A 15,066-nucleotide genomic window follows, 5' to 3' on the forward strand; every position below is an offset into this window, starting at 1 on the left:
AAAAACTCATTCAAAACTTTTATTTCACGGATGGCAGCCTAATAGTAAAGGTTGTGCCGACACCAACTTCACTTTTGACATCAATGTGACCACCGTGTAAGTCAAGCAGAGTTTTGACAATTGATAGTCCTAGTCCAGTACCCGGTAGATTAGCAATATTACTACCTCGATAAAATGGTTCAAATAGTCGCTGTTGATCTACTACGGGAATGCCAATACCCCTATCTGTGACTTGGAAAATTACAGTTTCTTGTTCGGATGAAAGTTTGAAATCTACCACAGTATCAGAGGGAGAATACTTAATTGCATTGTCGAGCAAATTCTTCAATATCGACTCCAGCAATTTTTTATCGATAAAGGCAGTTAAATAGCTACCTTGACTGACAAAATTAATTCTGTGTTGGCTACTACATATATGGATTTGTGCCACTAACTCATGGCAAAACCGCTCTAGATTTAGTGGTTTAGCCTCGAATTGGACTTTAGCCGCTTCTACCTTCGCAAAAAACAAAATGTCATCCAACATCTTGCTAAGTTGTTCTACAGCTGTTTGAATGCGATTTAGTAACGGTTGAGTTTTATCCCCTGTCCAATCATGAGTATGCTTCTTGAGTATGCTATTGGAGAATGAAATGACATTCAGCGGTGTACGCAATTGATGCGAAACCATAGAGACGAATTGCGCTCTCAATTCGCTGAGTTGTTTTGACTTTTCTAAAGCTTGGCTGATTTCGGAAATATCCCAAATGCTCCAGACTCTACCAATAATTTTGTGATCTAGCTTCTGCGGTCTAGAGTATTGAGCGAAGACTCTACCATCTTTCAACTCTAGAATATCGTAGCGATCGCACTTGCAATCACACTCCATCTCCCACATCGAATCACGAAATAGTTGCGGCTGTTTGAGTTGATTCTCGAAAAAGGCTTGGCATTGCCAACAGTTTCTTGATATTGTCACAGAGTTGGGTATCTGCCACATCTCCACAAATTTTTGATTAAAACTGACAATATCTTCCTCTAAACTAACTGCAATAATCCCATTCCCAGCGGATTCCACGATAGAACGAAGCAAAGCCACAGACTTTTCTAAATCTGCATTTTTCTGCTTCAGCACTAAAATTTCTTGCTGTAAATTTTGATTAACCTCTTTTAATTCCTCAATCCACGTTTGCATATTTAACTCTACTATTTCATCACTCTTCCACCTAGAAACATAGTTAAATCCCCTGTCTAGACCTATGACATCAGCGTGTGACTTTAGTAGCAATTTAGAGTTGGAACAAACTAACGTGTGGTCGTCAGTATTCATATCCCGCGCTCCCTTTAACTAGTTGACACTAAAGCCATATAGCCGAGAATTAGCAATTCCTACAGTCTGAATCTGACTGTTCATCATGAATGGCAATAGCAAAATGAAATTAAAAAGTAATTAAAAATTGCTGATTTTAAAAATATTCTACCAATAAAAAGATATCACTTTACTTTTCTTTTGATCAGAAATATTTTTTTGTGAGACGTAAATTTTTTATATAGAAAATATAAAGATGACTTCACTTCTTGCTCCGATTTGGCAGGAAATTTTAGAAGAAAACTTTCTTTATCCATTAATGCAAATACGCATCTTTAAGCTCTCTCGTCTAACAAATAATAAGTATTGGCTCAGAGGTAAATAGTATAAATAAATCTAGTAATTTTGAAACATCGGTGAATAAGCTGAAAAACATGTGACAGCATGACTAATGTGCTGTAAACTGGCATAGACTTGCTAATGTTTTGCTTATCCACAAAAGTATGTTTTTGTCAAAAATCTTGCTTCTTTTATTTGCTTACTTTTGTTCATATAGTATTTAATTTTTGAAATTTTACTCCCTATGGAATCTAACAATAAAATCAAATTCTTAATCATCCACCTTAAGATATAAATAATTTAATAATCAAAACAAATTTACTGATTAGAAAAGTTAATCAACTACTAGCACATCTATCTTAAGAATTAAAAAATGTTAAATTTTAATGTGTTATAGAATACAATTAATTAGTTTTGGCGGCAAAAAAAACTTAAGTTAGACAGATACATTGATCATTTTCTAGACAGTCTTAAGTCCCTAAACAAGTTTGCATTAGTCGATTTTTTTCAAACAAGCATATAGTTGAGATATTGGATATTTAGTCTTGACAAAATTTAATCAATAGTAAGAGCGAAATAACAGATAGGTCTAGCAAAACAATAATCATATATCTGCGACCTAATATTCAGTAGTCTTAACTAAAGAAGCAGCTTCTGCAACACGGTTTATTGATAGGGGTAGGATTATTGAGACATCCACTAAGCAGACAACAATGCTAGTTGATTCAATCCACCCCTATTTTCAAATTCCATTCGTGTGTTGTGCTGATTAATCTCTTGCTGTAGTGTCAAACTTGTCTTGTTGAGGTAGCGAGATTGATTGGAAAATCAAGCGATCGCGCTATACTCCCTGCAACAGTTTCAAAAAAATGCCGATGATTTGTGATTCCTTCACTTACACCACCTTTGGCGATGTTCGTGTATCGCGCACTATCACTGAGGTAAAAATGGACACTGCCTTAGCAGATATCCTTTTTCACCTGGACTCTCAGCGTGGAGGCTTATTCACCAGCAGCTACGAATACCCAGGACGCTATAAAAGATGGGCAATTGGCTTTATCAATCCCCCACTGGAATTAACGACCAGGGAAAAAGTTTTCACCATCTCGGCACTCAACGATCGCGGTCAAGTATTATTACCACTGTTATGGGAGCGTTTATCTCGCCACTCACAACTTTTGGTAACTACCCGCCATCAGCAATACATTACAGGTGAGATTCAGCCAAGCACAGCATTATTTGCAGAAGAAGAACGCAGCAAGCAACCGTCAGCGTTTACAGTCATCCGCGAGATTCTCCATACCTTTGCTAGTGACGAAGACGAACATTTGGGATTATATGGTGCATTTGGTTACGACTTAGTGTTCCAGTTTGAACCAATTGTGCCGCAAATATCCCGTCCCACCGACCAACGGGATTTAGTGCTTTACCTACCGGATGAATTAGTAGTAGTTGACTACTATCTCCAACGGGCATTTCGTCTCCAGTATGAATTTGTTACTAAGTATGGCAGCACTCTTCATCTACCACGCACAGGCCAATCCATAGACTACAGGGGTCAACGTCTTCTACCACAACAAAATGCTGACCATGAAACAGGTGAGTATGCCAAATTAGTAGAAGTGGCACTCGACTACTTCCACCGGGGTGACTTATTTGAAGTAGTTCCCAGCCAAAACTTTTTTCGGGCCTGTGAACAGCCGCCCAGTCAGCTATTCCAAACATTAAAACAAATCAATCCCAGCCCTTATGGGTTTATGTTGAATCTTGGCGGAGAATATCTCATTGGAGCATCTCCTGAGATGTTCGTGCGCGTTGATGGTAAACGTGTAGAAACTTGTCCGATTAGTGGCACGATTAGCCGGGGACAAGATGCCCTCAGCGATGCTGTACAAATTCGCTCCTTACTCAACTCACATAAAGATGAAGCTGAGTTGACTATGTGTACTGACGTAGATCGCAACGATAAGTCCAGAATTTGCGAACCAGGTTCAGTACGAGTGATTGGCCGTCGCCAAATTGAATTGTACAGCCACTTAATTCATACAGTGGATCATGTTGAGGGTTTACTGCGGCCAGAATTTGATGCCTTAGATGCTTTCTTGAGTCATACTTGGGCAGTCACAGTTACTGGCGCACCTAAACGGGCAGCCATGCAGTTTCTCGAACAGCATGAACGTAGCGCCCGACGTTGGTATGGTGGGGCAGTGGGCTACTTAAGCTTCAACGGTAATTTAAATACCGGATTAATCTTGCGGACAATTCGCCTGCAAGACTCGATCGCCGAAGTGCGAGTCGGTGCTACAGTCCTTTATGATTCTGTACCACAAGCAGAAGAACAAGAAACCATCACCAAAGCGGCTGCACTGTTTGAAACAATTCGCCGTACCCAACAAATACAAGAAAAGCATAGTAGTGGTGAACAAGTAAGACAATCGTGCGATCGCATCCTGGATGTGACCCAACCCAAACGCATCTTACTTATTGACCATGAAGACTCATTTGTCCACACACTAGCCAATTACTTTCGTACCACTGGTGCAAGTGTCACCACACTACGTCACGGCTTTTTAGAAACAGTGTTTGATACAGAACGCCCAGACTTGGTAGTTTTATCTCCAGGGCCTGGTAGACCAAGTGACTTTCACTTACAACAAACCATCGCCGCCATTCTCCAGCGTCAAATACCTATATTTGGAGTTTGCCTCGGATTGCAGGGGATCGTTGAAGTTTTTGGGGGAGAATTAGGAATTCTCAACTATCCCCAACATGGTAAATCTGCACAAATTGTTGTTACTGATCCCAACTCCATTCTGTTTCAAGGATTACCAGAATCCTTTGTTGTCGGTAGATATCATTCATTATTTGCCCAAGCAGACAAAATGCCCAGCGAATTAAAAGTAACAGCAATTTCTGAAGATGAGGTAATTATGGCGATCGAACATCAAACACTGCCGATAGCTGCCGTGCAATTTCATCCAGAATCAATTATGACCCTAGCAGGAGAAATTGGTCTGAAAATTATTAAAAACGTAGTGCGTAACTACACACAAAAATTGCAATCACTAGTGTGAGTTAAAAAGTTTTCAATCAAATATTATCGATATCTGCCTAATTTTTGGGGGCAAATATTGAGATAGATATCGATTGTTAAGCCTAATAAAAATCCGTCCTATTGATATCCGTGAACCAATAGACGGATACCCTGAACAGAGTTTTTGGTGTTAGATACAATTCAAACTATAAAATCTGGGGCTACAAGCCAACAAGAGGGTTTTATGCATCAACTAGATAACCTACAAAACGCCAAAAAAATTAATACAGACCAAGTAGAACAAATTGTCAAAGCAATTATTGCAGGTAAGTATTCCTGGGCATGTGTTTTAATGCTCCGGTTCTCTGGTTATAACCCTATAGATTACATTCCATACCGCACCTATATTCGCCTCTTAAAAAATAACTACTTACTAGAAGGTGCAAAGCAAAAAGAACCTAAAGATTCCGAGAAAAAATTAGGTGTTTTTGAATTAAAATCAAATTGGGTACGCTCCTAAAAAATAAAATTTCTATCAGCAATTACAGGAATTTACCTGGCATAACCTTAACTACAAAAAATACAATTCAAACATTAGCTGGAGTGTTTCTGGCTGATTTTTAATATTTTGAAGCAGCAATAATTTGGCATTTATAGCCTCAAGCTACAAGCCAAAGATAAAGTTTGTTTTGCTGCTGTAAATGTCAAAAATTCATACCAATTTGAAAAAAGAATGCGACACATAGACAAGACCCCTCCCCAACCCTCACGCCACTTGCGTGGGCGGGTGGGGTATCTGTCGCAAACATTTTTTGAATCGGTATCAGTTTCTCAAAATTAGGGAAAAACTTTTTTACTCAGCACGATTTACTTGGCTGAGGTGAATGCTTCATAGTTTCTGATTCAGTTCATCTCCCAAATTTTCACAACTTATGATTTACCCGATGACTACTGTAAATTCTCATCTCCAACCTATGTTAAGAGAAATTGTCTGGCAGAAAAAGCAAGAAGTAGCCCAGATTCAACAACACATGTCCTTAGCTTCTTTGCAACGTCAGTTAACAGCTGCCCCAACTGTACGAGATTTTTTAATTGCCTTACAACAAAGTCCTCATCGTCCTAGTCTAATTGCCGAAATTCAAAAAGCGTCCCCTGGTTATGGCATGATTCGTGCAGACTTTGATGCGATCGCGATCGCCAAAGCCTATGAACGTGCTGGTGCAGCTTGTATTTCTGTCTTCACAGAAAGGACATTTTTTCAAGGTAGTTTTGAAAGTCTGCGGATAATTCGCCACAAAGTATCAGTCCCACTGCTTTGTAAAGAGTTTATCATTGATCCCTGCCAAATTTATTTAGCACGCGCCGCAGGTGCAGATGCAGTCCTACTAATAGCAGCGATTCTCACAGATAGACAACTGCAAGATTTTCAGCGAATTATTCACTATTTGGGAATGAATGCCTTAATCGAAGTGCATACCTTGGCTGAACTTGATCGTGTATTGCAGCTAGATGATGTTCGCTTGATTGGCATTAACAACCAAAGTTTGGTAGATTTTACCGTCGATATCAGCACAACTCAAAGACTACTAGCAGCTAGGGGATCGCAAATCCAAAATTTGGGTGCGATCGTCGTTAGTGAATCAGGATTGTATACCCATGCTGATTTATCCTTGATGGCTGAAGCTGGTACAAACGCCGTTTTAATCGGAGAATCTTTAATCAAAGAAACAGACATAGAACAAGCTGTTCGCCGTTTGCTGAATATTGATTCTTCGGCTTTTAAAGAGTAGTGACTTGGCAATCAGTTGGGTTTCGCATTGCTTAACCCAACAATTTGAAATCAATATATACACAGACTTACAGATTGATGACTATTGATACACAAGTAAGTTACTCTTAAGAAAAATTAACATTTAAATTCCGCCGATGCTAAGACTATTTACCGACTTCGACGGCCCTATTGTTGATGTTTCTGAACGGTACTATCGGGTTTATCAATTTTGTTTGGAAAAAACCAAACGTCCAGGCCAAAAGGTAAGACAATTGAATAAAGCTGAATTTTGGCAACAAAAGCGATCGCGCATTCCCGAAAAACAAATTGCGTTAAATTCCGGACTGGATGAAGCGCAAGCACAAGAATTTTCTCAACTGCGGCGGAAAACAGTACATACAGAACCTTATTTTGACTACGACACCCTAGTACCGGGTGCTGTAGACGCATTGTTAAAAATTCAAGAAGCGGGAATTGATTTAGCAGTCATGACAATGCGGCGAGTCTGGGAATTAGACTTTGCCTTTCAAAAATTTGATTTAGGTAGATTTTTCCCAGAAAATCGCTGTTACTGTTTGAGTAACGATTATGTTAAAACACGTGACATCGACGATAAACCATTGTTAATGGCAAAAGCCTTAAAAGAACTATCTCCCGTTGCTGATACATGGATGGTAGGAGATACAGAAGCCGATATCACAGCTGCCAAAAAACATAATATTAAAGTCATGGCTGTAGAATCTGGTATCCGCGATCGCGCTCAACTAGAACTCTACCACCCCGACTTAATTGTTCCAGATTTAAGTTCAGCGGTAAATCTCATCTTAGAGAACAGAACTCTAGTCCTCAGTTAAATGTAAAAAATGGGTAACAGCATCAATCATCTGCTACCCATAATGAATTCAAAAAATTTATAACTTACCGCAGAAAGCTACTAATCAACCACAATAATATGAATGTGAACACTGTAGAAAACTGCTCAGTATTCAAACTACCTAAACTTATTTGTGGTAGAAGCCAGCTTGCAACTAGTCCGCCAACAATTAATCCTGTAATCAGACCAATCAGCGTTAACAAAACAGCTCTACCAAATCTACCTTCTTTACGATTGAGAAAGTAAACACTGATACCTACCCCAACCACTAACGCCAACTGTAAAACTTGATCACCTGTGGCAGGATAAAAAACACCGATCGCACTCAAACCTAAATACCAAGCACCTGGTAAAAGAACATCTGCCGTTGTTGGCTGATCTAATAATCTTTGTAGCCATGCAGGCGACTGTTCACGAGGAGTTGCAACTTCTTTAGGAGTAAATTGCACTCGTAGTTCTGGAAACCGGATTCGCTCAGGTACTTTAATTTTGCCTTCCTGACGCATCCGTAACCGATCCATTAAAATCGCATCATAAGACGCTTCAATGAGTTCCAGACTCTTAGCATCGCCACTGTGTTGCTCCAACAGGCGATTGCGAGCATCCTGAATTTCATCAAAGCTTGCATCTTCGGACACCCCAAGTTTTTCGTAGGGATTTTGATCGCTCATGGGAGTTTACACTTCAGCCTTAGTCAGCAGCGGTATTTTGCTCTTCGGAAAAACAACTTTAGTTTTTGCCTAGATTTAAACAAATGTTGCAAGCAACTGATATGCTCTACCAGGATAGTAGCACGGGTAAGTTAGACTGACCCAGGAAATTTAACTATAGCAACTTTAACATATTGCTAGAACTCCGTGTATCCCCTCATGTCGTTGACTAGTGAGGGCTTTACTCTAGAATTTGAACTAAGACTGCTTAAAACTTATTTTTTCATGAAAAAATTAATTTTTATGTTTCAAATTTGGCAATTTACCGTACCTTGAGGCAATCTTAGATAAATTAGCTTCACAATCACTAGTGGTGTCTATAAGCATATCGATATTAAAATTGAAAAGCTTTAAATTACCACGTAATTGGGAGTAGGAAATTTTCCTAAGTTACAGAACTGCTCTGGCTAATGTTAGACTATCTAGCGACTTGACATCAAGTTGGCAAATATAATACCTGCATCTCAAGTGCTGGTAAAACCAACAAAGTCTTCTGGCTTTGATTGTTCAGAATCTGGATTACACTATTATTTTGGATAATCAGGGAATTTACTACCTAGCCTTATAAATTCTGAAACAATTCCCAAATACGCAAGTCTCCTGTTAATCTTACGAATTTTTGTGCAAAGTGATGGTCATGGCTCCTGCCAAGATTCTTGTAGTTGATGACGACCCTGCGGTTCGTAACTTAATCCAACGCTTTTTGATTAAGCAGAACTATCAGGTGGAGGCGGCTGAGGATGGTAAAACAGCCTTAGCGCTATTCGAGCAATTTAACCCTGACTTGGTAATTTTAGATGTAAATTTACCAGACGTTATCGGGTTCAACCTCTGCCAAGAGATGCAAAGTCGTAATGGTGTGTTTGTTCTCATGCTCACTAGCCGTGCGGATGAAGCTGACAAGATTCGCGGCTTTGCTAAAGGTGCTGATGACTATCTCACCAAGCCATTTGGTCTAGGAGAGTTAGAAGTCAGAGTCGCGGCTATTTTGAGGCGACAGCGGGTTGTGACTACGGCGGAACAAAAACGCCTAGTTTTTGAAAAACTAATGATTGATCCCGTCCGACGGGAAGTGACATTGAATAACCTACCAGTACCCCTAACAGCTTTAGAATTTGACTTGTTACATTTTTTAGCCAGCCATCCTGGCCGAGTTTGGCGACGAGCCGAACTGATTCAAGAGGTTTGGGACTATGAATATGTTGGCGACCAGCGGGTTGTAGATGTACATATCGGTCAAATTCGCAAGAAAATTGAAATTGATGCCAGTCAACCAGCATTAATTCAGACTGTACGTGGCGTAGGTTATAAATTTGAATGTCCTACTCATTCTCCGCAATTAGAAACCAACCCTTAAATTAACAGTTTCTTCAATCTACGTGACCATTCTCAACAAGGGCAAACCCGCTTTGAGGAATGGAATCACTGCAATAAACTCCAATAAAATTGATACTTAGTCAGGCCGAACACTTGTTTAGCCTGACTATTAATGTACCTGTGGTATTCTTTTGTCCAAATTGGGAGCAATTACGTAGACTTTAAAATTTCTGGGCGTTCTACCCCGCGAGAACACTAATGCCAATACGTTGAATTCGATTTGGTGAGAAGCCGTGCTGTTATCGGGGGTACTCCTATGAAAGATTCAAGACCTACGCACAAAGATTGTCTATTGAAATTGGGTGCAAGGGTCTAGGGCGTAAGGGTTTTGGATATCTACGCCCCTATACCCCTACACCCTTATCCAAACCTTTGCTTTTTTGTCTCACTGCGTCAGTCCTGAGATTGCTGAAAGGGTTTTCCGTCGTAGGCGACCAGTAAACCCGTTAGCAAGTCTTTGACAAAGCGTCAGTCCTGATTGGTATAACTAGCAGTTGTGGAATAAAGTTTCTAAATAGACACGAGCAGCACGGCGATCGCTATCACCATTTTGGAGTAAAAACAGTGACAATGCTGCTGTTAACACACGGGTTTGATCCCAATCAGGGTGAGTTTCTAAATAACTTTTGAGGGATTCATGTAGTGTTTCGGGAATTTCTGTAAAAATGCTCACCGTTGCGTTCATGAGATTTTCCTTCTCTGAGGTCGATCAAGCGAAGTTGCTGGCACTCCAGAAGCACATAATGGAAATTGTCGCTTCTTTCGTCTCCAAACATCACAAGGCTTGTTTGATTTCCAAAAGATGAATGGGCGAAAAAAAATGCCAGTCGCATCATTGTGCGCCAAGAGGGGGTGGGTTTGTCAATGCTGCGAAATGTTAAAAACGATTCTTGAGAAAAGAAATATTGACGAAATAATCAGGGTTAGAGCCAAGTTTTTGTTACTTTAGTTTACAAAAACTCAGTCACTGAAGGAAGCTACAACTGCAAAGTAAAAATCCCCAGCAACACGGCAAGTACTGATCATCTCGTGCTATGGCTGTGGAAAACTACTAAAAGCCCTGTGGAAAGCTTGTGGAATCAGTGAGGAAAATTTCAGCCAATGATAAGAATTACAAAAAGTGTGAAGTATGAAGTCAGAAGTGTAAAGTCTGAATTAATTCATTCCCCACTCCCTCATTCTTCAGCGTCTTCGTTCTTGCAGCTTGCGATATACAGCCTTTAAATCAACTTGATGGTGAGCTAAAGCAACGAGGGTGTGATAAAGCAAATCCGCAACTTCCCCGGCAATGGCATCTGCCTCATCATCTTTAAAAGCCATGACGACCTCAGCCGCTTCCTCACCTATCTTTTTCAAAATTTTGTTATCGCCGCCTGCCAATAACTTGCAGGTGTAGGAACTTTCTGTAGGGTTGTCCCGGCGATCGCAAATCACCTGAAATACTTGCGATAATGTATCTGCTGGTGGTGGTGTAATTTTTCCTTCCACTTGATGAAAACAACTGCGTTCACCAGTATGGCAAGCAATATCTCCGATTTGCTCCACCCCAATCAACAAAGCATCACTATCACAGTCATAGCGGATACTTTGCACTTTTTGAATATGTCCCGAAGTCCCTCCCTTATGCCATAACTCTTGACGAGAACGACTCCAAAACCAAGTTTCTCTAGTTTCTAAAGTCTTTTGTAATGACTCCCGATTCATCCACGCCATCATCAAGACCGTACCATCTAAATAGTCTTGTACAATGGCTGCTACCAAACCCCGTTCGTCGTAGCGAATTTCTTCAACGGGAATGGCCTGACACAATGAATGTGGTTCGGTAGAAAACATACCAACTTACTTACTCTAACAACAGTGATTAATGGATTCACGATACCATTCTCAATATGACAGCTGGTATGTTTTATAAAAATGAAAATTTACTATCTAGCCAGAAATAACAACATTTCTGTCCATTGCAGACTGCATTTTAACTGCACTTAAAGCAACTTGGTGGGCTTTCGACGCTTCACCATACCAATGGAGAGCCGAGTTAAAAGCTGCACGGTAAAGCTCCTGGTATGCCTCAGATAATCGAGTTCTGATTTCTAAAGGCAAGTCTTCATTGGACTTGTACAACATGGTTGTTATTTTCCTGGTTCAGCTATTTCTATAGGATAGAAATTATGCGCAGTTTTTAACCCTATCCTAAGATAGAGCTTTTTTTATTTCTCACTTTGAGGAGAGAGCCTTGGTAAACACCACAATTAAAACTACAAAATCACAAGAAATTTTCGCCGCCGCCCAAAATCTCATGCCAGGTGGAGTTAGTTCTCCTGTAAGAGCATTTAAATCAGTAGGTGGACAACCGATAGTGTTTGATCACGTTAAAGGGGCATACATCTGGGATGTTGATGGCAACCAATATATCGACTATGTAGGCACTTGGGGGCCAGCAATTTGCGGTCACGCGCATCCAGAAGTGATTGCAGCACTCCATGAAGCTTTAGAAAAAGGTACTAGTTTTGGTGCGCCTTCATACCTAGAAAATGTCCTCGCAGAGATGGTCATTGATGCTGTTCCTAGCATCGAAATGGTCAGATTTGTCAACTCTGGGACAGAAGCTTGTATGGCAGTTTTGCGACTGATGCGGGCTTTTACCAATCGTGAGAAAATCATCAAATTTGAAGGCTGCTACCACGGACACGCTGATATGTTCTTGGTGAAGGCTGGTTCCGGTGTGGCTACCCTTGGTTTACCCGACTCCCCTGGAGTACCAAAATCGGCAACTAGCAATACCCTGACCGCTCCTTTTAACGACCTAGAAGCCGTCAAAGCCTTATTTGAAGAAAACCGCGACCAAATTGCTGGTGTAATTCTAGAGCCAGTTGTTGGTAATGCTGGGTTTATTCCTCCTGATGCTGGATTTCTAGAAGGTTTACGGGAACTAACCCACGAGCATGGGGCTTTATTAGTGTTTGATGAAGTCATGACAGGCTTCCGCATTGCTTACGGTGGCGCTCAAGAGAAATTTGGCATTACTCCTGATTTGACAACACTGGGTAAAGTCATCGGTGGTGGTTTGCCCGTAGGAGCTTATGGCGGACGGCGAGATATTATGTCCATGATTGCTCCCGCAGGCCCTGTATATCAAGCAGGCACTCTTTCCGGGAATCCTTTGGCAATGACAGCTGGCATTAAAACACTGGAATTGCTGCAAAAACCCGGTACTTATGAGTATCTTGACCAAATTACTCAAAAGCTATCAGACGGTTTACTGCGAATTGCTCAAGAAACAGGTCATGCAGCCTGCGGTGGTCACATTAGCGCTATGTTTGGCCTATTTTTCACCTCTGGGCCTGTTCATAACTATGAAGATGCCAAAAAGTCAGATACAGCTAAATTTGGACGTTTTCATCGCGGGATGTTAGAACGTGGTGTTTATTTAGCACCTTCTCAGTTTGAAGCGGGCTTTACTTCCTTTGCTCATACCGAAGCAGATATTGAGCAGACTCTAGCAGTTGCACGGGAAGTAATGTCGAATCTGTAAGTGCTGAGTGCTGAGTTGCAAAGTAATTAAGAACTATTAGCGCCGCAGGCGCTCTCTTACCTCAGCAACGCCGTAGGCGCTAATAACTACTCAGCAAAGCCACTTGCTACAACGGAGGGAACCTCCGCAACGCAGTGGCTCCTCAGCACTTTCAACTCAGCACTACTTAAGTGACTGTAAAAATACGCAGAAGTTTTAGCTCAAAATTACTGGTTACGCAAATAGCTTGATCACTACTGACGATCGCGCCTCGAATCAGCTATCGTGTTGTGATAATCGCTTAGATAAACCAGTCCAACTTTAGGAACTCTTCAAAGGATTTCCAGCATAAATTACCTGCCAAGAGTCGATTTTGGTCTAAATAATTGAAACTAGAGCTTAACGCTCCTAGCCATTATTCGCGCAGCGAGTTGACAGTGCATGAGCTACTGCTTAAATCCAACCTGTCCCAATCCAGAAAATGTGGCATATAGCCAAAGGTGTCAGTCTTGTGGCTCGCGCCTACTGCTGCGCGATCGCTATCGGGTGAGTAAACCGTTAGGCCAAGGTGGCTTTGGAGCAACCTTTTTAGCTCAAGATGAAGCTTTGCCAGGAGAACCAAGTTGTGTAATCAAGCAACTACGCCCATCAGGAAACGCACCACACGTTTTGCAAATGGCGCGAGAACTATTTGAGCGAGAAGCCAGAACTCTCGGTAAAATTGGCAATCATCCTCAAGTCCCAAGGCTACTCGACTATTTTGAAGAGCAGGAACAATTCTATCTAGTTCAGGAATATATTAGCGGCGCTACCTTGCAACAAGAAGTGAAAGCCAATGGAGTTTTGAGCGAAGTCGGCGTTAAACAATTCTTGAGCGAGATTTTGCCTTTACTGGGATACATCCACGAGCAAAAGGTAATTCACCGTGATATTAAACCAGCCAACTTAATTCGCCGTACTCAAGATGCCAGAATGGTACTGATTGACTTTGGTGCTGTCAAAAACCAAGTCACTCAAGTTGCTGGCGCTCAATCAGGACAAACAGCATTAACTGCTTATGCAATTGGTACACCTGGTTTTGCACCTCCAGAACAAATGGCGATGCGTCCAGTCTACGCCAGTGACATCTACGCTTTAGGAGTTACGTGTATTTATTTGCTCACTGGCAAAACTCCTAAAGATTTAGATTACAATCCCACAACAGGTGAAATGATGTGGGAGCAGTTGGTGCATGTGAGCGACCACTTGACTGGTGTACTGCGCAAAATGTTAGATGTTTCTGTGCGCAATCGCTACCAGTCAGCAGCAGAAGTCTTGAGAGCATTAGAGATGGAGCCTTACTTAGATAGTTTGGCTAAAGGCTTATTAGTGAAAACAGATACTACTGCTAAAGAAAAAACATCGCATCGTGGAGACAATTCTGCTATTTTATGCAGCAACCCTTCTGCGGTAGGAGCTACTAATACAGGAGTAGCGCAGGTAGCAGCAGCAATTCGCGCTAGACGAGCCAAAATAGCCGAAGCAGCTAATTCTGAAATGGGAGGAACACGTCAAGTACCAATAGGTAAATCAGCTACTTTATCTAACAGTCATAGTAATGGTGGCAACACTCAACATACCAAGATGGGACGTAGATTAGATAGCCAAACTTTATTAACAGCCTATCTTAAAGGAAGACGAGATTTTGCCTTACACAATTTAAACTTCCTAAATCTACAAGGTAGTGAATTGTCAGAAACCAATTTTCATTCGGCTCAACTACAAAGCACAAATCTCCAAGGAGCAAATCTTCACAATAGCGATTTTGGTAGAGCTAGTCTAACTCGCGCCAATCTCAGAGATGCTAATTTAAGCAAAGCTTATTTCAACCATGCTGATTTAGAAGGAGCAGACCTGCGCGGTGCAGATCTTAGCTATGCACATTTGAGTAATGCTAATCTTAGAGGAGCTAATTTGTGTGGTGCTAATCTCACTGGTGCGAAAATTTTAGATGAGCAACTGGCACTAGCAAAAACTAATTGGATGACAGTACGTCCTAATGGTAAACGAGGCTTATTGTAATTCAAGTTGGTAAAATCTAAAAACTAAATATTAGACTAGACTCTGAGTTAATCAAAGCCAGATTAAGTAGTGAGATAAGACTCACCACTTAATGCTGGCTT

General features: G+C 41.0%; 12 protein-coding genes. 7 read left to right on the forward strand and 5 right to left on the reverse strand.

What is annotated here, in order from left to right; all coding sequences use genetic code 11:
• Positions 1-19 precede the first annotated feature (19 nt).
• The gene (locus ACMX3D_RS07575; RefSeq protein ID WP_482750821.1) at positions 20-1,174 is read right to left on the reverse strand and encodes a sensor histidine kinase; all 1,155 of its coding nucleotides are present in this window, start codon (positions 1,172-1,174) and stop codon (positions 20-22) included.
• A gap of 1,328 nt (positions 1,175-2,502) precedes the next feature.
• Here ACMX3D_RS07575 and ACMX3D_RS07580 point away from each other — a divergent pair.
• The 4 genes from ACMX3D_RS07580 to ACMX3D_RS07595 all read left to right on the forward strand — a co-directional run bounded on the left by ACMX3D_RS07580 (position 2,503) and on the right by ACMX3D_RS07595 (position 7,286).
• Positions 2,503-4,701, forward strand: coding sequence for an anthranilate synthase (locus ACMX3D_RS07580; protein WP_482752295.1), 2,199 nt, complete (start codon positions 2,503-2,505; stop codon positions 4,699-4,701).
• Positions 4,702-4,905: 204 nt separating this feature from the next.
• The gene (locus tag ACMX3D_RS07585; protein WP_482750822.1) at positions 4,906-5,181 is read left to right on the forward strand and encodes a HetP family heterocyst commitment protein; all 276 of its coding nucleotides are present in this window, start codon (positions 4,906-4,908) and stop codon (positions 5,179-5,181) included.
• 412 nt (positions 5,182-5,593) lie between these two features.
• Positions 5,594-6,451 (forward strand): indole-3-glycerol phosphate synthase TrpC, encoded by an 858-nt coding sequence (gene trpC / locus ACMX3D_RS07590; RefSeq protein WP_482750823.1) that lies wholly within the window; start codon positions 5,594-5,596, stop codon positions 6,449-6,451.
• 136 nt (positions 6,452-6,587) lie between these two features.
• Positions 6,588-7,286, forward strand: a complete 699-nt coding sequence (locus tag ACMX3D_RS07595; protein WP_482750824.1) for an HAD family hydrolase — start codon at positions 6,588-6,590, stop codon at positions 7,284-7,286.
• A gap of 64 nt (positions 7,287-7,350) precedes the next feature.
• On the opposite strand, the gene ACMX3D_RS07600 is transcribed toward ACMX3D_RS07595, so the two are convergent.
• Positions 7,351-7,977 carry a CPP1-like family protein gene (locus tag ACMX3D_RS07600; protein ID WP_482750825.1) on the reverse strand — a complete coding sequence of 209 codons (627 nt, stop codon included), beginning with the start codon at positions 7,975-7,977 and terminating at the stop codon, positions 7,351-7,353.
• A gap of 676 nt (positions 7,978-8,653) precedes the next feature.
• Between ACMX3D_RS07600 and ACMX3D_RS07605 the strand changes: the two genes are divergently transcribed.
• Entirely contained in the window at positions 8,654-9,373 is a 720-nt protein-coding gene (locus tag ACMX3D_RS07605; RefSeq protein ID WP_229543755.1) for a response regulator transcription factor, read from the forward strand.
• A 507-nt stretch (positions 9,374-9,880) separates the two neighbouring features.
• On the opposite strand, the gene ACMX3D_RS07610 is transcribed toward ACMX3D_RS07605, so the two are convergent.
• The 3 genes from ACMX3D_RS07610 to ACMX3D_RS07620 form a co-directional block, all read right to left on the reverse strand.
• Positions 9,881-10,078 (reverse strand): DUF2811 domain-containing protein, encoded by a 198-nt coding sequence (locus tag ACMX3D_RS07610; protein ID WP_015115341.1) that lies wholly within the window; start codon positions 10,076-10,078, stop codon positions 9,881-9,883.
• Positions 10,079-10,575: 497 nt separating this feature from the next.
• Positions 10,576-11,226, reverse strand: coding sequence for a bifunctional phosphoribosyl-AMP cyclohydrolase/phosphoribosyl-ATP diphosphatase HisIE (gene hisIE, locus ACMX3D_RS07615; protein ID WP_482750826.1), 651 nt, complete (start codon positions 11,224-11,226; stop codon positions 10,576-10,578).
• A 96-nt stretch (positions 11,227-11,322) separates the two neighbouring features.
• Positions 11,323-11,517 (reverse strand): ChaB family protein, encoded by a 195-nt coding sequence (locus ACMX3D_RS07620; protein WP_482750827.1) that lies wholly within the window; start codon positions 11,515-11,517, stop codon positions 11,323-11,325.
• A gap of 109 nt (positions 11,518-11,626) precedes the next feature.
• Between ACMX3D_RS07620 and hemL the strand changes: the two genes are divergently transcribed.
• Complete coding sequence (gene hemL, locus ACMX3D_RS07625) at positions 11,627-12,925, forward strand: glutamate-1-semialdehyde 2,1-aminomutase (RefSeq protein ID WP_482750828.1); 1,299 nt, start codon at positions 11,627-11,629, stop codon at positions 12,923-12,925.
• 420 nt (positions 12,926-13,345) lie between these two features.
• Positions 13,346-14,965 carry a protein kinase domain-containing protein gene (locus ACMX3D_RS07630; RefSeq protein WP_482750829.1) on the forward strand — a complete coding sequence of 540 codons (1,620 nt, stop codon included), beginning with the start codon at positions 13,346-13,348 and terminating at the stop codon, positions 14,963-14,965.
• Positions 14,966-15,066: the final 101 nt, after the last annotated feature.

This window comes from Anabaena sp. TISTR 8404, from assembly GCF_056847745.1.